We start from the raw sequence: 25,286 nt of genomic DNA, 5'->3' as shown, positions 1-25,286 counted from the left end.
TGAGGTTTGGGATTTTTGGCAATTGATCAGATCGCAAAAATCGGACTGAGTTCCCTTCCAGTGATCTATTATTTTGAAAATTTATTTAAATAATAAACTAATAAACTAATAAACTAATAAACTAATAAACTAATAAACTAATAAACTAATAAACTAATAAACTAATAAACTAATAAACTAATGGCTTTTCTTATTTAATGTAAATTTTCTTTAAAATAACTATCTGAAAACTCTATCTTACAAGGAATTGAAAAATAAAAGTGTGAAGACAGTTTAAGATATATAGAACATTGGGATAATACTGATGTTGAGTCTGTATATTATTCAAGTTTTTTATCGTATTTTATATAATTAATTGTCTTTATTTGGTTTGTTTATTGATATCTGATTTAATTTCTAAATGGAATTAACTTTATAGTTTTTTATTGATTTTGTATGAGATAATAATGATTAATAATAGTACACTTGAAACCTGAAAAAATTATAGAGTAAGAGATGGAAGATGAGCGATAGGGAAAAATTGTGCTTCTGTCAGTGGAGGATTGGCGATTTATTATTCATTCGCAATGGCCGATTGTTTTCGATTGAGTCAATATGTTGAACTTTTAGCAAGAAGTTAACAGGTTTATGTAATTAATGAGAATCAATAAATAACGGAAACTAACTTGTCTATTAATGATTTTGGTCTTATTGTGTAGTTAAATTGGATAATCTGTACGTTTGAGTAAAAGAAAGGTATGAAAATGGACAATGCAAATAAACCATCATTCCACAATGTGCTGGAGTTTGTACGTATGTTTCGTCGTAAGAATAAGTTGCAGCGTGAAATCGCAGACAATGAAAAGAAAATACGTGATAACCAGAAACGAGTTTTATTGCTTGACAACTTGAGTGAATACATCAAGCCCGGTATGTCAATTGAAGATATTCAGAGCATCATTATGAATATGAGAAGTGATTATGAAGACCGCATAGATGATCACATAATTAAAAATGCGGATCTTTCTAAAGAGCGTCGTGAATTGTCTAAGAAGCTTAAAGCAATGGGTGAACTCAAATAGTATCGTTAGATAACCACGCATTGATGCGTGGTTATTCTTACCGACTATGCAACTGCCCAATCAGGTTCAAGCTCTGGATCAACTAAGGTATAAATCTGCTGATATGAGGTTTCTTCTTCTGCCATAATTGCAAGTTGATGTGCGACATCTTGGCGACTCACTACACCATGAATTTCACTCTGATATCTTTGGCAATGGCCTGTTCCTGGTTTATTTGTTAATCCGCCTGGACGAATAATTGTGTAATTCAAGGAACTTGTCTGGAGATAGCTTTCTGCCATTGATTTACGCCTGACAGATTGACCAAACAATGATTTAGCTCTAGGTGACAAGGTTTTCCAGCCTTCGCCACAGCCTATTGAGGTAACGAGTAACATACGTGTTATTCCAGTTTTCTCAATAGTGTCAATAATAGTCATATTGCCAAAGAGATCTGAATCAATTCCACCAATAGTAGAAAAGACGATTGCCTCTGAACTTACATGTTGTACTGCTTTTTCAGCATCTTCCGCGTTACAGGCATCACCCTGTATCACTTTGACACCTAAAGCACTTAGCTCAGTAGCCTGCTGAGAATTGCGGATAAGAGCAATTACGGGACGTTTTTGTTGCAGCGCGATAGTCACGAGATGACGTCCAACGCCACTACCTGCACCAAAAATAAGCCACGGTTTCATAGATTATTCTCCTGGTTAAATAAGAAATTGAATGGTAATTAATTGAACAGAATAACTGTGACAACCGTTTAAACTAACCCTTATGTAGATAGAATAAAATTAATGGTAACTATTTTTGTGGAGTTAGTGGCAAAAAAAATGGCTCCTCAAAAAGAGCCATTCTGCTAACATTAAATAATGTTATTTATTCGAAAGACTGCGGTTTAGCCATTGGTGAAGTGGCCGCATTAGTGGCTGAATGGCCCCCAGCTCCTCCTTTCCCTTCAAAATGAGAAAAAGGTCGTTGCCATTCGTTAATAACAATGGATTTTTCAATCATCTCAGGGGCTGGCGCTTTGGTCATTGGCGCATAAGCATGATGAACTTTGGCTATAATGGCGACAGGCTGTTTAACCATTTTATCCTTACTCTCTTCGATAGTCGTCACTGCTGCAATTTCTTTAGAAACAATAATGTTTTCTTCTGTTTCAGGTTGCTGTTCAAATTCAAGGGCAATCGGCGTTATTGCGACAAGTTCAATAACTGACGGCTCTTCCTGCACTGATTCAGTTTGCTGTAGAACAATGTCATTTTGTTCTGTAATGCCTGTTTCAGGTTTGATTCCGTCTTGGCGAACTTCCAGCGTCTCCGCTACCTTAGGCGATTCAGTGATGGTTTGTTCAGATTCTGCAACAACGGTGATTGCAGATACTGCTTCTACTGCTATTGCTGACAATACCTCATTTTGCTGTTCTTGCTGTTCGATCATGGCAATTTCCTCAGGAATTTCTATGGAAATCGGAACCACCGGATAGCGAACCCAAACTTTACCGGAAGCCATTTCTGGTGATGCAACAGCCATAGATAATGGCGCCGGTGATTGAAGTAGATTTCTTTCATCGCGGTAACGGCGGCGGCGCTGACCACTAACGCGCAAATGGCGAGGTGAGCGACGAGAGCGGCGTGGCATAACATTATCTTGTTGCTCTTTATTTACATTATCTTGTTGCTCTTTATTTTCAGCCAGTTGTTGTGGCTGAACTGTTTCTACAGGTATTTCAACTGGTACTGGTAATTGCTCTTCTGTAACAACAGGGACCGGCAGTGAAGCGACAGTTGTAACTTCTTTCACTTCATCTATGATGCGAACTTTTTGCTCAAGCTGACGACGTTGGCGACGTGGTGCGACTGGCAGACGTTCTTCAACCTCATTTTCAACAACTTCTGGCTTCTGGGTTTCAGGCTGCTGCTGGCGTTTTTCTTCTTGACGACGGCGTTGACGTTCTGCGCGTTGCTCGCGACGTTGCTGCTGTTGAGCTTCACGAGCAGCCGTATCTATCGTCACGTTGTTATCTTGAGTACCATTTTTCTGTTGAGTATTACGATTTTTTCGTTGCTCGTCACGATCACGATTATTACGTTGCTCATCACGCAGATTATTATCATCACGATCTTTACGTGAATTTTGACGACGTTGGTTACGTCGTTCAGAAGAGCGGCGGCTATCATGACTAGATAATTTATTCTCTTTTTTCTGGGCCGGTTTTTCTTCTTCTGTGCTGAATATTTTTTTCAAAGCAGTCAAGAAGCGGCTAAAGAGACCAGGTGGTTCCGTTATAGTCTGAGCAGGGCGATTAGGCTTTTTCTCTTTTTCTTTATGTGATGGTTGCTGTGCTGGCGTATCGGCTGGTAAAGCAAAGGCAGAAATCGCGGGCTGTTCAGGACGCTTACGTTCAGGTTGGACATCTTCTTGGAGATTTGTCGTCCCAGTTTCATGAAATTGAGGAAGCAGATAACTCAGTGTAGAAATTTCCTCGCCCTTACGCACGCGTAGGACAGAGAAGTGGGGAGTCTGCATTTGATCGTTAGGCACGATCACCACGCCAACGTCTCCTTGACGGCGCTCAATCGCACTAACTGCCTGGCGTTTTTCATTTAGTAGATATGAGGCGATTTGTACTGGAACAATAGCATGTACTTGATGCGTATTCTCTTTCAGTGCCTCTTCTTCAATCAGACGTAAAATGGATAGCGACAGGGATTCGTTATCACGAATAGTCCCTGTGCCGCTACAGCGCGGGCAAACGTGGTGGCTGGATTCACCTAGCGATGGGCTCAGGCGCTGCCGGGACATTTCTAGTAGGCCAAAGCGGGAAATACGACCAATTTGAATACGAGCACGATCCTGACGAACGGCATCACGTAGGCGGTTTTCCACTTCACGTTGATGGCGTACGGGTGTCATATCGATAAAATCGATAACAATCAAACCACCAAGGTCACGCAGGCGTAACTGACGGGCAATTTCATCCGCTGCTTCAAGGTTGGTATTAAAAGCGGTCTCTTCGATATCCCCTCCGCGTGTTGCACGGGAGGAGTTAATATCGATCGCGGTTAATGCTTCTGTGGTATCGATAACCACAGCACCGCCTGATGGCAGGCGAACTTCACGCTGAAATGCAGATTCAATCTGCGATTCAATCTGATAATGACTGAACAGGGGAACTTCACCACTATACAGCTTGATTTTACTGGTGAAATCCGGGCGGCCAAGTGCAGTGATATGCTGCCGCGCCAGCTCGAGAATCTTGGGATTGTCGATTAAAATCTCACCGATATCTGGGCGCAAATAGTCGCGGAAAGCACGGACGATAACATTGCTTTCTTGATGGATTAAGAATGGCGCAGAGCGGTTTTCAGCGGCTTTTTTGATCGCCTCCCAGTGTTTAAGGCGGAATGATAAATCCCACTGTAATGCTTCTGCGGATTTACCGACGCCCGCGGTGCGGACGATCAGTCCCATTCCTTCCGGCACTTCTAGCGATGCCAACGCCTCTTTCAGTTCTGTGCGGTCATCTCCTTCGATACGGCGGGAAATACCGCCGGCGCGAGGATTATTAGGCATTAATACCAGATAACTGCCCGCCAGGCTGATAAAAGTAGTTAAAGCAGCCCCTTTATTACCACGTTCTTCTTTATCGACTTGAACGATAACTTCCTGGCCTTCCCTGAGAACATCTTTGATATTAGGGCGACCATGAGGATGGTAGTTATTGGGGAAGTATTCGCGGGCTATTTCTTTAATAGGAAGGAAACCATGCCGTTCAGCACCATAGTCAACAAAAGCGGCTTCCAAACTAGGTTCAATTCGGGTGATTTTACCTTTGTAGATATTTGCTTTTTTTTGCTCGTGTCCTGGGCTTTCGATATCCAAATCATAAAGACGTTGCCCGTCAACCAGAGCAACACGCAACTCTTCTTGCTGAGTTGCGTTGATTAGCATTCTTTTCATTGTAACTTACTCATTATTTTTTACATTAGTTATAGAGCCACGGGCAAATATAGATGAGCGACTGGTAACCGATGGTCTCGTGTCTTTTACAAATCCGCCAACCTCCCGGTTGTCGTTTGTATAGAGACGCATATTTTCGGCAGGTCTGAATTTTCACTTAGAAAACAGTACCTTTTTCTAGGAATAATCTGCAAATATAAATGAAGCGGATTTGATCCAATTCCAGTAATCTGCTACCCGTAGCCCGCTAATTATTTGATTTCCCAGTACGTCTTACGCCATTGCTGCGTTTTTGTGCAATCAAATAAAGAACAAACGTTTAACTTCGCCATTCAGGATTAAAAAACTGATGGTGGCTACGTATTATTCCATTGCTGTTGGGGTGATAGCAAGGTGACTTTATGTCTTTAAGCGGTTTTTCTGATGAAATAGGAAGAAATAGTTAATATTTAATCTTTATCTTAAAGTAGGGAAGGTAACAGCCAGAAAGTATGCGTAATTTTTACACATATTTAAAAATGAGTAGCACTCTGCTTGAGTGATAATTAAAATTGCTATCATGAAAACGAATAATCAAATTGTACAATTTGTCACTATTGATGACGATGAGGCCGGACAGCGGGTTGATAATTTTTTATTAGCGCGTTTGAAAGGGGTTCCTAAGAGCATGATTTACCGAATTGTGCGTAAAGGCGAGGTTCGGGTAAACAAAGGCAGGGTAAAACCTGAGTATAAATTGTCTGCGGGGGATGTTGTCAGAATTCCGCCGGTTCGGGTTGCAGAACGGCAAGAGGCGCCGGTTTCAGCTAAACTGGATAAAGTTGCTGCATTAGGCGATTGTATCTTATACGAAGATGACCATATTCTGGTGCTCAATAAACCTTCAGGTACGGCGGTTCATGGCGGCAGTGGCTTAAGTTTTGGCGTTATTGAGGGGCTACGGGTTTTACGTCCGGAAGCCAAATTCCTCGAATTGGTGCATCGTTTGGATCGTGATACCTCTGGAATTCTGTTAATTGCTAAAAAACGTTCAACTTTACGGGCTTTGCACGAGCAATTACGACTTAAACAGATGCAGAAAGATTATCTGGCTTTAGTTCGAGGACAATGGCAATCACATTGTAAAGTTGTTCAGGCTCCATTGCTGAAAAACATCCTGCAAAGTGGTGAGCGGATTGTTAAGGTAAACAATGAAGGTAAGCCTTCTGAAACACGTTTTAAAGTAGAAGAGCGTTTTACCAATGCAACATTAGTGAAAGCCAGCCCTGTGACAGGTCGGACTCATCAAATCCGTGTTCATACACAATATGCCGGGCATCCGATCGCTTTTGATGATCGTTATGGCGATAAAGTTTTTGATTCGCAACTGTCAGATACGGGTCTTAACCGCCTATTTTTGCATGCCAGTGCGCTAAAATTTACTCATCCTTCGACGGGGGAGACATTACGTCTTGAAGCGCCGATGGATGAGCAGTTGCGCTATTGTATAAAAACGCTACGTCAGCATCACAGTAATTAACCTATCGCCGTCAGCGGGTTTACCCCCTGGCGGATTAATAATTCAGTCAATGTAATTAATGGTAAACCGATTAGCGTATTCGGGTCTTTCCCTTCAAGTCGTTCAAATAAAGTAATTCCTAACCCTTCGCTTTTAAAGCTTCCGGCACAATTAAGGGGTTTTTCCGCGGTTAAATAAGCCCAGATTTCATCATCAGTGAGTTCCCTAAAATAGACATTGAATAATTCGCAACGGGTATCTGCTATTCCTGTTTTGCTGTTAAAGAGAGAAATGCCGGTATAAAAGGTGACGCAATGACCACTGGCTTGCCGTAATTGTTTAAATGCATTTTCAAAACTGTGAGGTTTGCCGGTAATTTCGCCATTAATAACGCAAACCTGATCGGAACCAATAATCAAATGCTGAGAATATTTAGCTTGTAATGCCTGTGCCTTGGCTTGTGCCAAACGCATAACGAGCTGTTCTGCATTTTCATTCATTCGAGGTGTTTCATCAGTATCAGGAGCCGCGCATATAAAGGGTAAACGAAGTTTTTCCAGTAACATGCTGCGGTAAACTGAGGTGGAAGCTAAAATGATTTGTGTCATAATTTTTCCAAAAGACATGGCGAAATAATTGCAGGCATTTTAAACTAGGCACAGCTTAATAAGCGAATATTTGGCGGAAAGGTGCAGATGTGTGGCCTTTTTCTTTGACTATATCTCATTACAAAGATAATATGCGCGCCTTATGCAAAAGGTAAAATTACCCCTAACCATTGATGCGCTTCGCGCAGCTCAGAAACGATTAGACTACGCAGGTAGTTATTCACCTGAGCAAGTTTTGCGTATCGCGGAATCTGTGGTTAGCGTGGACAATGATGTAGACAGCGTTTTATCGTTTCAGATAGATAACCAACGTCTGGCGGTTGTGCGTGGGCATTCCGATGTGGATGTTACGCTTGAATGTCAGCGTTGTGGCGGTAATTTCAGCCATCACGTTCACATAACATATTGTTTTAGCCCGGTCGTCAATGATGAACAGGCTGAAGCATTACCGGAAGAGTATGAGCCAATTGACGTTAACGAATTTGGCGAAATAGATTTGCTGGCAATGATTGAAGATGAAATAATTCTTTCTCTGCCGGTAGTTCCGGTACATGATTCTGAACACTGTGAAGTGTCCGAGGCGGACATGGTGTTTGGCGAATTACCTCTAGAGGCTGAAAAACCAAACCCATTTGCCGTATTAGCCAGCTTAAAGAAAAGTACTTAAGGAGTAAGGTCAATGGCCGTACAACAGAATAAACCAACTCGTTCTAAACGTGGTATGCGTCGTTCTCATGATGCACTGACTGCACCATTACTGTCTGTAGATAAAACTTCTGGTGAAACTCACCTGCGTCACCATGTGACTGCTGATGGCTACTATCGTGGCCGCAAAGTCATCAACAAATAATCTCCGCCAGTCATTAGCAAGTTAATACCTTGACTAATCTGACTTTAGCGTTAGATGCCATGAGCGGGGACTTTGGTCCTCGCGTTACGGTGCCTGCTGCATTGCAGGCACTGGCGTCTAACCCTAGACTTAAATTATTGCTGGTCGGGATTCCCGATATCATTTCTCCGATGCTTGTAAATAGCGATGCTGAGTTGCTCAGTCGTTTACAAGTAGTTCCTGCTGAACGGGTTGTGGCTAATGATGCGAAACCATCGCAAGCGATTCGTAACAGCCGAGGAACGTCAATGCGTATTGCCCTGGATTTAGTGAAATCAGGTGAAGCGCAGGCGTGTATCAGTGCAGGAAATACCGGAGTATTGATGGGGTTATCTAAATTAATGCTAAAATCTATAGAAGGCATTGAAAGACCTGCTTTGATGACCGTGTTGCCAAACCTGAAACAGCGGGAAACGGTCGTATTGGATTTAGGCGCCAATGTTAATTGCGATAGCCGCATGTTGGTACAATTCGCCATTATGGGTTCAGTAATGGCCGAAGAAGTCGTAGGGGTGGTTAATCCCGCGGTAGCATTGCTTAACATTGGTACAGAAGAGAGTAAAGGGCTGGATAATATCCGCGAAGCCGCCACTGTTTTAAAGAGCATTCCGACAATAAATTACATTGGTTATCTGGAAGGTGATGAATTACTGACAGGTAAGAGTGATGTACTGGTATGTGACGGCTTCGCAGGTAACGTGACGTTAAAAACGATGGAAGGGGCGATCAGAGTTTTCTTATCCCTGCTTAAATCATCGGATGGACAAAAGAAAAAGTTTTCCTGGTTGTTGAAAATAGTCAAGAAGTGGTTGCAAAAACGGATGACAAAACGCTTCGGTCACCTGAACCCTGACCAGTATAATGGCGCATGTCTGTTAGGATTATATGGAATTGTAATCAAAAGCCATGGGGCGGCTAATGAGCATGCGTTTAAAGCCGCAATCGAACAGGCTGTTCAGGCCGTTGAAAGGCAGGTTCCTGATAGAATTGCTGCACGCCTGGAAACAGCATTACCCAAGAGTGACTGAACATACATGTATACAAAAATTTTAGGTACAGGTAGTTATCTGCCTGCGCAAGTGCGTACTAATGCTGATTTAGAAAAAATGGTAGATACGTCTGATGAATGGATTGTGACCCGTACAGGTGTCCGCGAACGTCGTATTGCCACTGATGATGAAACCGTTGCGGTTATGGGGTTTCGGGCCGCCAAGAAAGCAATTGAAATGTCGGGCATTGATAAAGACCAGATTGATTTAATCATTGTTGCGACAGCTTCATCCACCCATGCTTTCCCCAGTTCTGCGTGCCAAATTCAGCACATGTTGGGTACCCAAAATTCAGCGGCTTTTGATATTTCCGCCGCTTGTTCTGGCTTTGTTTATGCACTGAGTATTGCTGATAAGTTTATTAGAACCGGTGTGGCAAAACATGCATTGGTTATTGGTTCTGATTCTATAACCAGAACACTTGATCCAGAAGATCGCGGAACACTTGTCCTGTTTGGCGATGGTGCAGGTGCTATGGTGGTAGGGGCTTCTAATGAGCCAGGAATTCTTTCAACTCACCTTCATGCAAACGGTAGCTATGGTGAATTGTTGGTATTGCCTTATCAGGAGCGTCAGAATCTAAAAGAACCAGCGTATGCCAGTATGATCGGTAATGAAGTATTTAAGATTGCAGTTCGTGAATTGGCTAATATAGTTGATGAGACTTTAGCAGCAAATAACTTACCGTATAGTGAGTTGGATTGGCTGGTACCTCATCAGGCTAATTTGCGTATTATCGCAGCGACAGCTAAAAAATTAGACATGACAATGGATAAAGTAGTGGTAACACTAGATCGTTACGGTAATACTTCTGCGGCATCGGTACCCACAGCATTTGACGAAGCAGTGCGTGATGGCCGGATTAAGCGTGGTCAGTTAATCTTAATTGAGGCTTTTGGTGGTGGCCTTACTTGGGGTTCAGCACTGATACGTTTTTAATTTGACAGGAAGATGAACATGTCTATGTTTGAATTTGCAATGGTATTTCCTGGTCAGGGTTCTCAAGACCTTGGCATGTTGGCCGATTTGGCTACAGCGTTCCCGGTTGTCGAGCAAACTTTTGCTGAAGCATCTGATGTACTGGGATATGATCTCTGGGCACTAGTTCAGCAGGGGCCAGAAGAAGAACTGAATAAAACATGGCAAACTCAACCCGCGTTGTTGGCAGCATCGGTTGCTATTTGGCGGGTCTGGCAGGAAAAAGGTGGAAAAGCACCATCACTGATGGCTGGACATAGCCTTGGTGAATATTCTGCACTGGTTTGTGCAGGTGTCATTGATTTCAAACAAGCAATTAGACTTGTTGAACTGCGTGGCAAATTGATGCAAGAAGCTGTACCTGAAGGCGTTGGCGCAATGTATGTTATTATTGGCTTAGATAATGAATCCATTGATCACGCCTGTAAAGAAGCAGCTCAGGGGCAAATTGTTTCTCCTGTTAACTTTAACTCACCTGGCCAGGTTGTCATTGCCGGTGAGAAAGAGGCGGTAGAGCGTGCTGGTGATGCATGTAAAGCCGCCGGAGCGAAACGTGCGCTGCCTTTGGCAGTCAGTGTACCGTCGCATTGTGCGCTGATGAAACCCGCCGCAGATAAGCTGGCAGTTGTTTTGGAAGGAATTGAATTTAGCCATCCTCAGTTCCCGGTGGTAAATAATGTTGATGTGAAAATAGAACAATCTGCTGAAGCTATCCGTGATGCACTGGTACGACAACTCTATAACCCTGTTCGTTGGACAGAAACAGTTGAATTTATTGCTGGACAGGGTGTCGGGCGGCTATTAGAAATAGGGCCAGGTAGAGTTTTGACAGGTTTAACTAAACGAATTGTCAATACCTTAAGTGCAGCAGCAGTTAATGACACAGCTTCACTAGTAACTGCATTGGAAAATAATTGAGGAACAATATGAGATTAGACGGAAAGATTGCATTAGTAACAGGTGCTAGCCGTGGTATCGGCCGTGCAACTGCTGAACTATTAGCAGAGCGTGGGGCCTATATCATTGGTACAGCGACAAGCGAAAAAGGTGCTGAAGTCATCAGTACTTACCTTGGTGAAAAAGGTAAAGGTTTTGTATTGGATGTCACTGATCCGGAATCGATTGAACAGCTTATGTCTACCATTCGAACAGAGTGGGGTGGGCTTGATATTTTAGTGAATAATGCGGGTATCACAGGTGATAACCTAGTGATGCGCATAAAGGATGATGAGTGGCAGCATGTTATTGACACTAATCTTTCATCCGTTTTCCGTATGACAAAAGCGGTAATGCGCTTCATGATAAAAAAACGTTATGGTCGTATCATCTCTATTGGTTCTGTTGTTGGATCGATGGGGAACGCTGGGCAAGCAAGCTATGCAGCGGCGAAAGCAGGGCTTGTTGGTTTTAGTAAGACATTGGCTCGCGAAGTGATTTCCCGTGGTATTACTGTTAACGTTGTTGCGCCAGGGCTTATTGAAACTGATATGCTAAAAGCATTGCCAGAGGCGCAATTGGCGAACTTTTCAAGCGATATCCCCGCTAAGCGGCTTGGGGATGTAAAAGAAATTGCTAGTGCTGTGGCTTTCTTCGCTTCTGATGAAGCGGCTTACATCACAGGCGAAACATTACATGTCAATGGCGGCATGTATATGAACTAAAAAATGAGCGAACCAGTTGCATTTTTTGTGTCAAATAACGCAAAATAGTGCAAGTTTGTGGTTCGACCAGCCGGGATTGGGTTGCATCTTTTCCTGTATTTTATAAACTACGAAAACCATCGCGAAAGCGAATTTTGATAGGAAATTTAATAGCATGAGCACTATTGAAGAACGCGTTAAAAAAATCATCGTTGAACAACTTGGTGTTAAAGAGGAAGAAGTCGTTAATTCAGCTTCTTTTGTAGATGACTTGGGCGCTGATTCTCTTGACACAGTTGAACTGGTAATGGCTCTGGAAGAAGAGTTCGATATCGAAATTCCAGATGAAGAAGCAGAAAAGATCACTACAGTTCAGGCAGCTATTGATTACGTCCAGAACCAAAGCGAATAAGTGAACACACCTAGGCGGTCATTCGACCGCCTATGTTTCTGCCCTAAATAATTTCCCTCCCTGGAGGATAAGCGTGTCTAAGCGTCGAGTAGTTGTGACCGGACTAGGCATGTTATCTCCTGTCGGTAATACAGCAGAATCTTCTTGGAAAGCTGTTTGTGCCGGACAGAGTGGTATCAGCCTTATTGACCATTTTGACACCAGTCACCATGCAACTAAGTTTGCAGGTCTGGTTAAAGATTTTAATCATGAAGATTTCAATATTTCGCGCAAAGATGCACGAAAAATGGATGACTTCATTCAATATGGTATTGCAGCAGGTGTGCAAGCCATTGAAGATTCCGGAATTGAAGTAACAGAAGCCAATGCTAGTCGTTTTGGTGCTGCTATTGGTTCTGGTATTGGTGGTTTGGGTCTGATTGAAGAAAATCACGGGGCATTGGTGGCGAGCGGTCCTCGTAAGATCAGCCCATTCTTCGTACCTTCTACGATTGTAAACATGGTAGCAGGTCATTTGAGTATTATTTACGGCTTGCGTGGTCCAAGCATTTCTATCGCCACAGCATGTACATCAGGTGTACATAATATTGGTCATGCCGCCCGTATTATTGCTTATAATGATGCTGACATTATGCTGGCAGGTGGTGCGGAAAAAGCCAGTACTCCTCTAGGGGTTGGTGGTTTTGGCGCTGCCCGTGCGTTATCTACCCGTAATGATAATCCACAGAGCGCAAGCCGTCCGTGGGATAAAGACCGCGATGGCTTTGTTCTGGGGGATGGCGCAGGTATTCTGGTACTGGAAGAGTATGAGCATGCGAAGAGACGTGGTGCGAAAATTTACGCAGAAATCGTTGGCTTTGGCATGAGCAGTGATGCTTATCATATGACGTCACCACCAGAAAACGGCGCAGGTGCTGCGTTGGCGATGGAAAATGCGCTGAAAGATGCCGGTATCACTACCAAGCAAGTGGGATATATTAATGCTCACGGTACTTCAACATCGGCTGGCGATTTAGCGGAAGCCCATGCGGTTGAGTCTGTGTTTGGTGAAGGTACTGATGTTTTAGTAAGTTCCACCAAATCAATGACGGGTCATTTGTTGGGTGCTGCGGGAGCGGTTGAATCTATTTTTACTATCCTGGCATTGCGTGATCAGGTTGTTCCACCCACTATTAACCTGGAAAACCAGGATGAGAACTGCCGTTTGGATTTCGTGCCAAATGAGTCCCGTAAGGTAGAGGGGATGGAATATGCATTGTGTAACTCTTTCGGTTTCGGTGGTACTAACGGCTCACTGATTTTCCGTAAGATTAAACCTGATTAACAGGTAGAGCCTGAGATTACAGAAAAATAGGGTTGAGTTCCGCTCAGCATGATTTTGTAAATACTTTAAGGCGATAGTATAGAAAGCTCCAATAGTAAATAATTATTGGAGCTTTTTTGTGGCAAGAATTATGGACATTTTTGCACTCGTGTCAGCGATATACTATCATACCGTTTGTTGATAAATTGGTTGAAATGCCTTTTTTGAGTAATTAAGAACGAAGCTATATGTATTGGATTAATGGTGAGCGGAGTGACTATTTACCTGTCAATGATCGTTCAGTTCAATTTGGTGATGGTTGTTTCACAACAGCAAAAATAGAGCAGGGGCAGGTCGCTTTATTGCCACTGCATATCCAAAGATTACAAAAAGGCGTTGAAAGGTTATATCTTCCACAACCCGATTGGCAACAGCTTGAACACCATATAAAACAGATTGTTTCCGCAACTGAACAAGGTGTACTTAAAGTTATTATTTCCCGCGGAACCGGAGGGCGTGGTTATAGTGCTCAGGGTTTTACGCAATCCAATCAGATTTTGTCTCTTAGTCCTTATCCCGATAAATATTTGAAACAGCGTCAGAAAGGTTTCTCTCTGGTGCTCAGTCCGATACCGATGGGAATAAATCCTTATCTTGCTGGAATTAAACACCTTAACCGATTAGAGCAGGTATTGATTAAATCATTTATCGAAAAATTAAATGCTGATGAAGCTCTGGTACTTGATACTGATGGTTTGTTGGTTGAATGCGGTACTGCAAACATTTTCTGGCGTAAAGGAAAAGATGTGTATACTCCTGATTTACGAGGTTGTGGTATCGAAGGGGTGATGCGGGAAAGAATAATCGCGTTATTATCGGAAAGTGATTATGACTTCTCCTGTGTAAATTGTTATCCCGAAACATTGGCTGACGCAGATGAGGTGATAGTCTGTAATTCTTTAATGCCAGTGATACCTGTCAGAGAAATTCAAGTTCATGAAAATCAGCCCACATGGAAATATCAGTCAAGGAAGCTGTATGATTATTTGCTTCCTGAATGTTTGAAGTTGTGATTCATAATGTGTTTAAGTGATTAGATTAATTAATGAAACGAAAAAAACGTCTTTTTGCTCTATTGGTTTTGATTGTCATTACGGCAACAATATTACTCTATGCTGGCTATAAAAAAGTTGAAAAATTTGCGGATCAAACACTCACAATTAAACAGGATCGAATATTTACCTTACCTGCCGGTATTGGTCGTCATGGTTTGGAGGCGTTACTAGTTCAGGATAATCTGATTGAAGATAGCCATATTTTCCCTTGGTTATTAAGGCTGGAGCCAAAACTTGCCGAGTTTAAAGCGGGAACTTACCAATTGGCACGTGAAATGACTTTGCGGGAAATGTTGCAGTTATTCTCTAGTGGTAAAGAGGCGCAATTCACGGTTCGTTTCGTTGAAGGTAGCCGTTTATCTGACTGGTGGAAAATACTACAGCAATCTGAGTATCTTAAACATGAGTTGGATGATAAGAATGCTCAGGAATTGGCGGAAATACTCGATATCAAAGATACCGATGCGCTGGAAGGGTGGCTCTATCCTGATACCTATCACTATACGGCAGGTACAAGCGATGTGGCATTGCTGAAACGAGCATATCGACAGATGAAAATGACGCTTGAAGAGGAATGGGAAGGGCGCGACGAAAATCTGCCCTATAAGAATGCTTATGAAATGTTGATTATGGCGTCGATTATTGAAAAAGAGACGGGTGTTGAGGCTGAGCGGACAAAAGTTGCTTCTGTATTTATTAATCGTTTACGGTTGAGCATGCGGCTTCAAACTGATCCGACCGTGATTTATGGTTTAGGTGAAAAATACACAGGAACTATTTTTCGTAAAGATTTAACAACATTGACGCCCTACAATACTTATATGATTGATGGCCTGCCACCCACACCGATTGCGATGCCTGGCCTCGCTTCCATAAAAGCGGCTGCCCACCCGGCAAAAACCGAATTTCTCTATTTTGTGGCGAATGGTAAAGGCGGCCATACTTTTACGACCAATCTGGCTGCGCATAACAAGGCGGTAAATGTTTACCGTCAGAGGTTAAAACAAGACAAATGAACAGCAAATTTATTGTTATTGAAGGGCTGGAAGGTGCGGGAAAAACGTCAGCGATGAAAACAGTCGTTGACATATTGCAGCAGCACGGTATTCAGGATTTAATTTTTACCCGTGAGCCGGGTGGAACACCACTGGCGGAAAAATTACGAGGGTTAATTAAACAAGGTGTTGAAGGTGAATCTCTGACGGATAAAGCAGAGGTGTTAATGCTATATGCAGCCAGAGTTCAATTAGTCGAAAATGTGATTAAGCCTGCTTTGGCTTGCGGCACATGGGTTGTGGGTGATCGTCATGACCTCTCTTCCCAAGCATATCAAGGGGGAGGACGTGGTATTGATAAAAACTTAATGACTTCGCTACGTGATACTGTGCTTGGTGATTTTCGTCCTGACCTGACTATTTATCTCGATCTTCCTCCTCAGATTGGTTTACTGCGTGCCCGTGAACGCGGAGAGTTAGACAGAATTGAAAAAGAGTCGATGGATTTTTTTGATCGTACGCGCAGTCGTTACCTAGAGTTGGCGGCACAGGATAAGAGTATTGTGACCGTTGATGCGGCTCAACCGATAGAGCAAGTACAAGCAGATATTTATCAGGTACTTGGGCAATGGCTAAAGCAGCAGGAAAATGGCTGATGAATTGGTATCCGTGGCTTAATCAGGCATATCGTCAGTTGGTGGAATCTCACCAGCGAGGTCGAGGGCATCACGCCTTATTGGTTCATGCTAATGCAGGTACTGGGGCCGATGTGTTGATATATGGATTAAGCCGATGGTTGATGTGTCAGGATAGACAGGGGATGAAAAGTTGTGGGAAGTGTCATAGCTGTCATCTGATGATGGCAGAGACTCATCCTGATTGGTACATTATGTCACCGGAGAAGGGTAAAACTAGCGTTGGTGTGGAAGCGGTACGGCAGATTACGGAAAAGCTTTATAGCCGTTCTCAGCAAGGTGGGGTAAAAATTGTCTGGTTACCTTTGACCGAGTGTTTGACAGATGCTGCGGCTAATGCATTATTGAAAACGTTGGAGGAGCCGCCGGAACATACCTATTTTCTTCTGGAATGTCGGCAACCAGCCAGCCTTTTGGCAACTTTACGTAGCCGCTGTTTTTACTATTTTTTGCCGACGCCTGAAACGGAAAGTAGTCTTTATTGGTTGCAAAAACAGTTGCCTTTAATTTCTTCCGCCGATGTAATAACAGCATTGAAACTGTCTCAGGGGGCTCCTGTGGCAGCAGAGCAATTATTGCAACCGGAGCAATGGCAGATACGGGAACAGTTTTGTCAGGCTGTCAAACAGGCTTTGGATAAACGTGATGCGTTGTCACTTTTACCCCAACTTAATCATGAAAATGCACCACAACGCCTTCATTGGCTTATTAGTTTGTTACTTGATGCGGTGAAGTGGCGACAGCAGGTACAACATTATTGCATCAATCAGGATCAACAAACGCTGATTTATCAATTGAGTTCTATGCATACTATGGCTGTTTTGCTGCAAAGCGTTGGTGATTGGATGTCTTGTCGTCATCAATTGCTTTCAGTCGTGGGCGTAAATTGGGAATTGTTGTTGGTAGAACAGTTGCTTAATTGGGAAAAACAGTTTACTTCATAACCCTGAAATCTTTTTGTATACGAGTTTAAATATGTTGTTAGTTGATTCGCATTGTCATCTCGATTGTCTCGATTATGAAAACCTACATAAAAATGTAGATGATGTTGTTGCAAAAGCGGCAGATCGGGAGGTTAAATTTATGCTGGCAGTAGCGACAACGCTACCTGGTTTCCAGCAAATGAAAACGCTAATTGGTGAACGGGAAAATATCGTATTTTCCTGCGGTATTCATCCACTTAACTTGGATGAAGGTTATGACTTTGATGAGTTGGCGCGTTTAGCGGCTGGGAATGAAGTGGTTGCACTAGGTGAAACTGGGTTGGATTACTATTATCAACAGGATAATGCTGAATTACAGCGAACCTCATTTCGTGAACATATTCGTATCGGACGCGAACTCAACAAGCCTGTTATTGTTCATACCCGCAGTGCTCGTGATGATACTTTAAAGGTATTGCGTGAAGAACAGGCTCGAGAATGTGGTGGTGTTTTGCACTGTTTTACCGAAGATAAAGATACGGCTAGGGAATTACTGGATTTAGGTTTCTATATTTCATTCTCAGGTATTGTGACTTTCCGTAATGCAGAGCAGATCCGTGAAGCGGCGAGATATGTACCATTGGATCGTATTCTGATTGAGACCGACTCGCCTTACCTTGCACCCGTCCCTCATCGTGGCAAAGAGAACCAGCCAGCCTATGTACGTGATGTTGCGGAATATATGGCTGTACTCAAAGGTGTGAGTGTTGAGGCAATAGCGGAGGTGACTACCCAGAATTTTTGCGATTTATTTCATGTCGATGTAGACAAAATTTGATTTATCGACTTGAATCTTTGGCTTGTAAGCGCTCATATATCGGTTGTTTTTTTGAATAAAAGGAAAATATGATGGCAGAAGAAACTATTTTCAGTAAAATTATTCGCCGTGAAATACCTTCTGATATTGTTTATCAGGACGATCTGGTCACTGCATTCCGTGATATTTCCCCTCAGGCACCGACTCATATTCTGATTATTCCAAATGTCCTGATCCCAACAGTGAACGATGTTAAACCGGAGCATGAAGCCACGTTGGGGCGAATGATGACGGTTGCGGCAAAAATTGCTGAACAAGAAGGCATTGCGGAAGATGGATATCGCTTGATTATGAACTGTAACCGCCATGCCGGGCAGGAAGTTTATCATATCCATATGCATTTGGTTGGTGGTCGTCATTTAGGGCCATTACTGATGAGAATGATGTGAAGTATTGAAATTCATGGATATAAGCAGATATTCGGGGATGTTTATTTCAAGATAACCTCGAATATCTCGATTTTCTAATAAATGCTGCAAATTTATTATTGGAGTTGAACCGATAATATATTGCTGCTGTTATAGCAGAAATTTATCTGTTTTTTAAAACTCTGTAATTGGAATAGGTTAATGAGAAGAATTCTTTTTGTAGCACTATCGGTTATGTTTTTGGCGGGATGTCCATCCTTGCCGCCGGAACAGCCTGAACCTCCGACTCCGGTTGTACCTGTGACTCCATCGGAAAAACCGACGCCGCCATCGGAAAAAGTGCCAGAACTCCCGAAAATGCGCGCGATTGACTGGGAAAGTACTGTGCAGCCATTAGTAGAGCAATTAGTTAAGGCTCATGGGTTGGAAAACGGGAAATTACTATTAGTGGATACAGTGAAAAACAATACCAATGGTGCATTACAAACCATGCAAGCAACTGACGCTCTGCGTCAAGCTGTCAGTAGCAAGCATGTTTTTGAGTTAGTACCACAAAATCAGGTGCAAAGTGCCCGTCAATCTCTGGGCTTATCTGAAGAAGATAGTTTGGGATTGCGTAGTAAAGCGGTTGGTCTGGCGCGTTATTTGAATGCGGATTATGTCCTCTATTCTATAGTTTCAGGTAACAGCGATAAGCGTGATATCGTCATGCAACTGATGTTGGTACAGACGGGTGAGATTCTCTGGTCGGGGCACGGTGACGTTAAATAATCATGATTGTTTGTTGCGGGCATTGTGCAGGCAATGGCCGCATACTGCGGTAAACGATTGGAAGATAAGACCGCTAGGTGGTCTGACAAATGAGAGCTATTATGCCACCAATGGTGAATATCATGTTGTCGGCCGCAGGCGGTGGCGGCAGGGGAAACAACTTGGCATCGATCGTCAGCGTGAAAGCGCCATTTTGCGCCATCTCAGCCAGGTAAAAATTGCTCCGCAAGTCATAGCGATGGCCCCTCACTGGCTGTTATTGGAATGGTTACCCGGCTACGTGATTGGGCAAAATGAGTTTTCTCAGCCTGATTTTTTGCAAAAATTGGCGGCATTATTGGCGATTTTGCATCACCAACCGCTGTTTGGCTACCGGCTTCAACCACGGCATCAGTTAGAAAGCCATTGGTTGCAAATTGATAAAGCGCGTCTTACTCCCCGCTGGTTGCGGTTGCATAAACATTTTATGTCATCTCCAATGCCTTCAATACTAAAATTATCACCCGCTCATATGGATGTGCATTACGGTAATTTGCTTAATACTTTTCAGGGGCTGAAACTCATTGATTGGGAATATGCGACTGATACCGATATTGGATTTGCGCTAGCGACGCTGTTTCGCACTAATCACTGGAATGAATCGCAACAGCAGGATTTTTTGAACTATTATTGTTGTCAGCCATCAGGATACTTGAATCGCACACTATTAGAGCGCCAGATTAAACGTTGGCGACCTTGGGTTGATTATATGTTTTTGATGTGGTTTGAAGTGCGTTGGAAACAGAGTGGTGATCCACAATTTTTAGAATTAGCGCAACCGTTACGCCTCTCTTTTGGTCTAACGTTTTAAATATATCGCACTGCATTGATTGCAATACAGAATATAAAGTGAGGAATGTTATGGGTCCGGTCATGTTAGATGTTGTTGGTTATGAATTGGATAATGAAGAGAAGGAAATTTTGCAACATCCATTAGTGGGCGGATTAATTCTGTTTACCCGTAATTTTCATGATCCTGAGCAATTACGAGAATTAGTACGTCAGATTCGTAAGGCTTCCCGTCATCGTCTTGTGATTGCTGTTGATCAAGAAGGCGGCAGAGTTCAGCGTTTCCGTGAAGGTTTCACTTGTTTACCGGCGGCTCAATCTTTTGCTGGGTTGAGTGACAATCTCAAGGGCGCTCAATTGGCGGAAGAGACGGGTTGGTTGATGGCGTCTGAAATGATTGCTATGGATATCGATATCAGCTTTGCTCCGGTTTTGGATTTAGGTCACCGATGTGTGGCTATTGGTGAACGTTCATTCCATGAAGATCCCGAACAGGCCAAGATGATGGCGGAGCACTTTATTAAAGGCATGCATTCTGCTGGTATGAAATCGACGGGTAAACATTTTCCGGGGCATGGTGCTGTTAATGCTGATTCTCATAAAGAAACTCCCTGTGATGATCGCCCGTTGGAAGTTATTTGTCATCATGATATGTCTATTTTTCGTGATTTTATTCAGCGCAATTTGTTGGATGCGATTATGCCGGCTCATGTGATCTATTCTCAGGTAGATGAGCATCCAGCCAGCGGGTCGTCATACTGGTTAAAATCAGTGCTGCGTCAGCAATTGGGCTTTGATGGCGTGATATTTTCCGATGATCTCTCTATGGAGGGGGCGGCGATGATGGGAAGTTACGTTGAACGCGGACAAACTGCACTCAATGCAGGTTGTGACATGATTTTGATATGTAATAACCGTGATGGAGCAGTTAGCGTACTTGATAATCTGCCTTTGACCAACGTGGAGAAATTATCAGAATTGTATCATCGAGGCGGTCAATACAGTTTGAATGAGTTAAAGAATTCAAAACGTTGGCAGCAGGCTAATAAAGCACTAACGGCTTTACATGAGCAATGGCAGGGTTGTGTGCGGTAATTTGTAAAGTCATCTTTTATGTTTGTTTTATTGCCAAATAGATGACCTTTAGCGTTAATTGTGCGGGAAAATATCCCGCTTTTTTGTATAAATAACATTGTCGTATTCCTGAAATTTCTTTGATATCAGGTTTTTTTAAGATCTCTTTCTAAATTCATATTTTCTTTCCTACGTCAATAAAAACATGATAAAAATAAGAGATGAATCCAACCAACTGAAAATAAATTGACAAATTTTGTGATTGATGTTTATTTATTCAAAAGAATTTGATGTTATTCAATTTTGGTATGCCCTACTAACCAGTCATGATATTCTGTAATTATCACATTAGTTATTTGTATAAAGCTAAATGTTATTTAAAGGTATTATTTTGCTGCCCTTAAATAACATTTGGTTTACATTTTAGTGGAGTAGTCATGACAACACCAAAGAAGAGAATTGTTATCATTGGTGGAGGTGCCGGTGGTTTGGAACTGGCAACCAGTCTGGGGCATAAGTTGGGTCGCAAAAAGAAAGCAGAAATTGTGCTGGTGGATCGTAACCAAAGTCATTTATGGAAGCCGTTATTACATGAAGTGGCAACGGGTTCCCTTGACGATGGGGTTGATGCGTTGAGTTATCTGGCTCATGCCCGTAACCACTATTTCAGTTTCCAATTAGGGACGTTGACTGATATTCACCGTGACAACAAAAAAATTACTTTGTCTGAGATCAGGGATGAATATAACGAAGTACTGGTGCCTGAACGTGAATTGAGCTATGACATTTTGGTCATGGCTTTGGGCAGTACATCTAATGATTTTAATACACAGGGTGTGAAAGAGCACTGTATCTTCTTGGATAACCCGCAACAGGCTCACCGTTTCCATAATGAAATGTTGAATCTGTTTCTTAAGTATTCTGCAAGTTGTGGTCAGCAAGATAAGGTTAATATTGCTATCGTTGGCGGTGGTGCGACAGGTGTTGAATTATCAGCGGAATTGCACAATGCGGTAAAACAGCTTAACAGTTATGGTTTTGAAGGGCTGAATTCAGAAGCGTTGAACGTTACGTTAGTCGAAGCGGGAGAGCGGATTTTGCCTGCATTGCCGGCGCGTATTTCTGCTGCGGCACATCAGGAACTGACAAAGCTTGGTGTTCATGTGTTAACCAAAACTATGGTGACCAGCGCTGATGAAGACGGGTTGAATACTAAAGAGGGCGAGCTGATTAAAGCTGATCTCATGGTATGGGCTGCCGGTATCAAAGCACCTGATTTTATGAAAGATATTGCCGGTCTTGAAACTAACCGGATTAATCAGCTAGTGGTGAAGCCAACGCTGCAAACGACATTTGATGATCATATTTTTGCCATTGGTGATTGTGCATCATGCTCGAAGAAGGAAGGGGGTTTTGTGCCACCAAGGGCGCAAGCAGCACATCAAATGGCTAGCTGCTGTTACAGTAATATTATTGCCTTGTTGCATGATAAACCATTAAAAGAGTATACCTACAAAGATCATGGCTCATTAGTATCATTGTCTAAATTCAGTACGGTGGGTAGTTTGATGGGCAATCTGATGCGTGGTTCAATGATGATAGAAGGGCGTGTAGCTCGTGCTGTCTATATCTCTTTGTATCGTATGCATCAGGTAGCCTTACATGGATATATCAAAACTGGCTTGATGATGCTTGTTGGCGGCATTAACCGTGTCATTCGTCCTCGATTGAAACTGCATTAATTATTTAATTTATATAAGGCCCCCCGTAGAATAACGGGTGGCCCTGATAATACATCACTACTTTGATCTGAAATCACTTATCTTAATTAAGAAAACAGACGATCAACTAATTTGAAAGCATTGGCGACATTTGGTCGCGAGCCGATTCCTTGTAGTTCTCCTATTGTAAAACCGCTACTTCTAACCAGTGTTGCTATTTGAGTGCAATTAAGATATTTATGATATTTTGATTTAGCATAGGACTGAATAAGTGCTAATGCACCTGCGACTAAAGGTGTAGCACTGGATGTGCCATTATAACCGCGAGTATAATTTCTATTATTTCCTGGTAGGTACTGTAAGTTTGTATATCCAGTAGTTGTGACATTCTCACCCCAGGAATTTAAACTGGTGTGAAGATTATGATTGGAAAAGACTAATCGGTGTCCATTAATTGACGCACAGGCACCGATCATAATACCACCAGGATCGCCATAATTAGGGAAAGTGAAGTCATAGGCTAAATTAATACCACTATTACCAGAAGCGAAAATAATGATTGCTCCTGCATCAGCACAACTTTTTATTCTTTGCCAATTAGATTTGAGATAGGTAAAAGGGTAATATCTATTATTAGCTACAGTTTGGATATTCAAACTAATAATATCACCTGGTAAAAAGCTATATATGATTCTATCAAAATCATCGACGTCATAAAAACGGAACTGACATTCGTGAGCAATACCCGTCACTCCGAATTCATTATCTTTTGCAGAAATACAGCCGGTGGCTGCTGTGCCATGATTACAATCTTGTGTTTCTGGGCGGCTGTTGATAACCGTAATATTACCAACTAAATCCTCATGGTTTCTATAAACGCCAAAATCAAGATGGTGTACAGTGACGCCTTTACCTTTATAACCTTCATCCCAGGCTTTTCTAATATTCATACCGTTATGTTCGTCTAAATATCCTTGTAGATGTGAAAAATCAGGTGTAACGATATGAGTAGTATCAAATTTAGGAATTATGGTTTCCTCTTCGGACAGAAGTAAAGGTGGCGGCGGCAGCTCTTTCAAAATCGGCGTAAGAGAGCAAAATTCGACATAATCCAGCTCCTCTAGTTCATTGGCTAACTTGACCAAATCAGCGTGATTAATATCAGCATCTATCCTGTAAAGATGAGTTAATTTACTGAATTCTGGTGTTTTCCAGGTTTTCCTATTTAAATCTTCTTGATTAAAAACAGGTTTTATCTCTATTGCGTTTTTATATGAATTAAAAATAGGTAATAAATTATCTTTTTCTATTTCAAATTTTCTTAATCCATCAAAGGAAAACATAATCTCAAGATTATACTTTAAATTTTTATTTGGGATGTCATTATTTCCTTTTAAAGAGACAGTGTTACTTTTAGAGGGTGTTTGTTTTGGGGGTATATGGTTAATGTCGATATTATCAGTTTCGTTTTTATCTATCTCATCGATTTTCTTATTGATATCAAACAAGAAATCTGATTCTTTTATTTCTATATTTTCTGGTGTAAGCTCGGCAATTGTTTTACCATCCTGAACAAGAATGGTTTCTATGGTATAATTTGCGGGTTTTAGTGAAGTCAAACAGGCGATTTGATTATCTTCACTATAGCATTCATATATCTCTTTTGTATTTGAATTGGTTACGGTGTATTTTATTTCTGTATTGTTACTAATTTCACCGTGACATTTGAGATATAAATTACCGTCAAATTTTGCAGATTGAAAGTACTCAAGGGATATGTTCATTATCATTCTCCTCTTTGGTTAATTTCCTCCTCAGTATAACTATAACTGGGTATTTCATATTATTATTATTTCTTAGTCCATTGTTCTGTTAGAGAGTAACTGGGTTATCTATACTGTTTATTGCTGAATGTGATTTTAGAATTAATTTACAATCGCTTTGGTAAGGAAGTTATTTTTCTTAAAATAAAAAGTAGACTTTTATTAAGGTGGGTAGGTTTGAATAACATCATTAATATTGTGGAATAGATTCACATAATAAGTGCAACATCGTTACTCTGGAAGTAAACATATCCGTATTCCTTATAAATAATTCATTGGATGTTTTACCACCCCAAGTTTTTCAGGGGCAATTACTTAATCGGTTTACCACAAACTTTATTTCCTGCTTAGAGATTTCATTAAAATCGGTTCCTTTTGGAAAGCATTGCTTGATTAACCCATTGATATTTTTATTGCTCCTCCTTTCCCAAGAAGAGCAATGACACCAACAAATCATGCTATTTATCCCATATGATTATGAAGGATTTAGGTTAAATAAGCTTCTGGCAGAGCGAGCAGCAGATAAGAAGCAAGATTGGCATGGATAACCCTAACCCCTCACATAATCATAAAAGACAATGTCTCATCACCAATTTATGACAATTATCACAATTTATTTTTTCTGTTACAGAAACAAACAATCATAAATGTGATTCGTATCACATTATTAAAATAAAACAATAAAATTAATTTGAAATTATTAATGTTGA

Annotated in this window: 24 protein-coding genes and 1 pseudogene; 20 read left to right on the top strand and 5 right to left on the bottom strand. The window is 41.8% G+C overall.

The features are described 5' to 3' along the window. Window positions 1-743 precede the first annotated feature (743 nt). A complete protein-coding gene (gene tmaR, locus Phpb_RS18990) occupies window positions 744-1,061 on the top strand; it encodes a PTS system regulator TmaR (protein ID WP_046396789.1) in 318 nt (105 codons plus the stop codon). Between the two features lie 44 nt (window positions 1,062-1,105). On the opposite strand, the gene Phpb_RS18985 is transcribed toward tmaR, so the two are convergent. Together Phpb_RS18985 and rne are read right to left on the bottom strand one after the other, a co-directional pair. Continuing rightward, window positions 1,106-1,738: an SDR family oxidoreductase gene (locus Phpb_RS18985; RefSeq protein WP_065391727.1), complete on the bottom strand. Its 633-nt coding sequence runs from the start codon at window positions 1,736-1,738 to the stop codon at window positions 1,106-1,108. Window positions 1,739-1,922: 184 nt separating this feature from the next. After that, a complete protein-coding gene (rne, locus tag Phpb_RS18980; RefSeq protein ID WP_065391726.1) occupies window positions 1,923-5,009 on the bottom strand; it encodes a ribonuclease E in 3,087 nt (1,028 codons plus the stop codon). Window positions 5,010-5,568: 559 nt separating this feature from the next. Here rne and rluC point away from each other — a divergent pair. Continuing rightward, window positions 5,569-6,528: a 23S rRNA pseudouridine(955/2504/2580) synthase RluC gene (gene rluC / locus Phpb_RS18975; protein ID WP_065391732.1), complete on the top strand. Its 960-nt coding sequence runs from the start codon at window positions 5,569-5,571 to the stop codon at window positions 6,526-6,528. Here the strand turns inward: rluC and Phpb_RS18970 are convergent. Beyond that, window positions 6,525-7,115 (bottom strand): Maf family protein, encoded by a 591-nt coding sequence (locus Phpb_RS18970; protein WP_065391725.1) that lies wholly within the window; start codon window positions 7,113-7,115, stop codon window positions 6,525-6,527. The genes rluC and Phpb_RS18970 overlap by 4 nt on opposite strands. Before the next feature lie 142 nt (window positions 7,116-7,257). Between Phpb_RS18970 and yceD the strand changes: the two genes are divergently transcribed. From yceD to Phpb_RS18880, 18 genes are all read left to right on the top strand, one after another. Further along, window positions 7,258-7,782, top strand: a complete 525-nt coding sequence (yceD, locus tag Phpb_RS18965; protein ID WP_036782159.1) for a 23S rRNA accumulation protein YceD — start codon at window positions 7,258-7,260, stop codon at window positions 7,780-7,782. Between the two features lie 12 nt (window positions 7,783-7,794). Beyond that, window positions 7,795-7,965 carry a 50S ribosomal protein L32 gene (gene rpmF, locus Phpb_RS18960; RefSeq protein ID WP_011147057.1) on the top strand — a complete coding sequence of 57 codons (171 nt, stop codon included), beginning with the start codon at window positions 7,795-7,797 and terminating at the stop codon, window positions 7,963-7,965. Window positions 7,966-7,994: 29 nt separating this feature from the next. Then, window positions 7,995-9,032 (top strand): phosphate acyltransferase PlsX, encoded by a 1,038-nt coding sequence (gene plsX / locus Phpb_RS18955; protein ID WP_075489550.1) that lies wholly within the window; start codon window positions 7,995-7,997, stop codon window positions 9,030-9,032. A 6-nt stretch (window positions 9,033-9,038) separates the two neighbouring features. After that, window positions 9,039-9,992, top strand: a complete 954-nt coding sequence (locus Phpb_RS18950) for a beta-ketoacyl-ACP synthase III (protein ID WP_065391724.1) — start codon at window positions 9,039-9,041, stop codon at window positions 9,990-9,992. A 24-nt stretch (window positions 9,993-10,016) separates the two neighbouring features. Next, a complete protein-coding gene (fabD, locus tag Phpb_RS18945) occupies window positions 10,017-10,949 on the top strand; it encodes an ACP S-malonyltransferase (protein ID WP_065391730.1) in 933 nt (310 codons plus the stop codon). An 8-nt stretch (window positions 10,950-10,957) separates the two neighbouring features. Next, the gene (gene fabG / locus Phpb_RS18940) at window positions 10,958-11,692 is read left to right on the top strand and encodes a 3-oxoacyl-ACP reductase FabG (RefSeq protein ID WP_065391723.1); all 735 of its coding nucleotides are present in this window, start codon (window positions 10,958-10,960) and stop codon (window positions 11,690-11,692) included. Between the two features lie 154 nt (window positions 11,693-11,846). After that, the gene (gene acpP / locus Phpb_RS18935; protein ID WP_011147052.1) at window positions 11,847-12,083 is read left to right on the top strand and encodes an acyl carrier protein; all 237 of its coding nucleotides are present in this window, start codon (window positions 11,847-11,849) and stop codon (window positions 12,081-12,083) included. A 73-nt stretch (window positions 12,084-12,156) separates the two neighbouring features. Then, the gene (fabF, locus tag Phpb_RS18930) at window positions 12,157-13,407 is read left to right on the top strand and encodes a beta-ketoacyl-ACP synthase II (RefSeq protein WP_065391722.1); all 1,251 of its coding nucleotides are present in this window, start codon (window positions 12,157-12,159) and stop codon (window positions 13,405-13,407) included. Window positions 13,408-13,634: 227 nt separating this feature from the next. Further along, window positions 13,635-14,459, top strand: a complete 825-nt coding sequence (gene pabC, locus Phpb_RS18925) for an aminodeoxychorismate lyase (protein ID WP_065391721.1) — start codon at window positions 13,635-13,637, stop codon at window positions 14,457-14,459. A 32-nt stretch (window positions 14,460-14,491) separates the two neighbouring features. Beyond that, on the top strand, window positions 14,492-15,517 hold the full coding sequence (gene mltG, locus Phpb_RS18920; RefSeq protein ID WP_065391720.1) for an endolytic transglycosylase MltG: 1,026 nt from the start codon (window positions 14,492-14,494) through the stop codon (window positions 15,515-15,517). Then, complete coding sequence (tmk, locus tag Phpb_RS18915) at window positions 15,514-16,152, top strand: dTMP kinase (RefSeq protein WP_065391719.1); 639 nt, start codon at window positions 15,514-15,516, stop codon at window positions 16,150-16,152. The genes mltG and tmk overlap by 4 nt, the downstream gene beginning before the upstream one ends. Next, the gene (gene holB / locus Phpb_RS18910) at window positions 16,152-17,135 is read left to right on the top strand and encodes a DNA polymerase III subunit delta' (RefSeq protein WP_065391718.1); all 984 of its coding nucleotides are present in this window, start codon (window positions 16,152-16,154) and stop codon (window positions 17,133-17,135) included. Before tmk ends, holB begins: the two co-directional genes overlap by 1 nt. Before the next feature lie 31 nt (window positions 17,136-17,166). Beyond that, window positions 17,167-17,952 (top strand): metal-dependent hydrolase, encoded by a 786-nt coding sequence (locus Phpb_RS18905; protein ID WP_065391717.1) that lies wholly within the window; start codon window positions 17,167-17,169, stop codon window positions 17,950-17,952. 71 nt (window positions 17,953-18,023) lie between these two features. Then, window positions 18,024-18,380: a purine nucleoside phosphoramidase gene (hinT, locus tag Phpb_RS18900; protein ID WP_065391716.1), complete on the top strand. Its 357-nt coding sequence runs from the start codon at window positions 18,024-18,026 to the stop codon at window positions 18,378-18,380. A gap of 180 nt (window positions 18,381-18,560) precedes the next feature. Next, window positions 18,561-19,130 carry a penicillin-binding protein activator LpoB gene (lpoB, locus tag Phpb_RS18895; RefSeq protein ID WP_065391715.1) on the top strand — a complete coding sequence of 190 codons (570 nt, stop codon included), beginning with the start codon at window positions 18,561-18,563 and terminating at the stop codon, window positions 19,128-19,130. Next, window positions 19,117-19,980 (top strand): thiamine kinase, encoded by an 864-nt coding sequence (gene thiK, locus Phpb_RS18890; RefSeq protein WP_082302639.1) that lies wholly within the window; start codon window positions 19,117-19,119, stop codon window positions 19,978-19,980. Before lpoB ends, thiK begins: the two co-directional genes overlap by 14 nt. A gap of 50 nt (window positions 19,981-20,030) precedes the next feature. Further along, entirely contained in the window at window positions 20,031-21,053 is a 1,023-nt protein-coding gene (gene nagZ, locus Phpb_RS18885; protein WP_065391714.1) for a beta-N-acetylhexosaminidase, read from the top strand. A gap of 416 nt (window positions 21,054-21,469) precedes the next feature. Further along, window positions 21,470-22,774, top strand: coding sequence for an NAD(P)/FAD-dependent oxidoreductase (locus Phpb_RS18880; RefSeq protein WP_065391713.1), 1,305 nt, complete (start codon window positions 21,470-21,472; stop codon window positions 22,772-22,774). 86 nt (window positions 22,775-22,860) lie between these two features. On the opposite strand, the gene Phpb_RS18875 is transcribed toward Phpb_RS18880, so the two are convergent. After that, window positions 22,861-24,537 (bottom strand): S8 family peptidase, encoded by a 1,677-nt coding sequence (locus Phpb_RS18875; RefSeq protein WP_065391712.1) that lies wholly within the window; start codon window positions 24,535-24,537, stop codon window positions 22,861-22,863. Window positions 24,538-24,807: 270 nt separating this feature from the next. After that, window positions 24,808-25,012, bottom strand: a pseudogene (locus Phpb_RS25075) (IS30 family transposase); the annotation flags it as partial. Window positions 25,013-25,286: the final 274 nt, after the last annotated feature.

It is taken from the genome of Photorhabdus namnaonensis, from assembly GCF_001684335.1.
GTDB classification, from domain to species: Bacteria; Pseudomonadota; Gammaproteobacteria; order Enterobacterales; family Enterobacteriaceae; genus Photorhabdus; species Photorhabdus namnaonensis.
The sequence above is the reverse complement of the archived record's forward strand: the minus strand, read 5'-3'. Positions and strand labels throughout refer to the sequence as shown.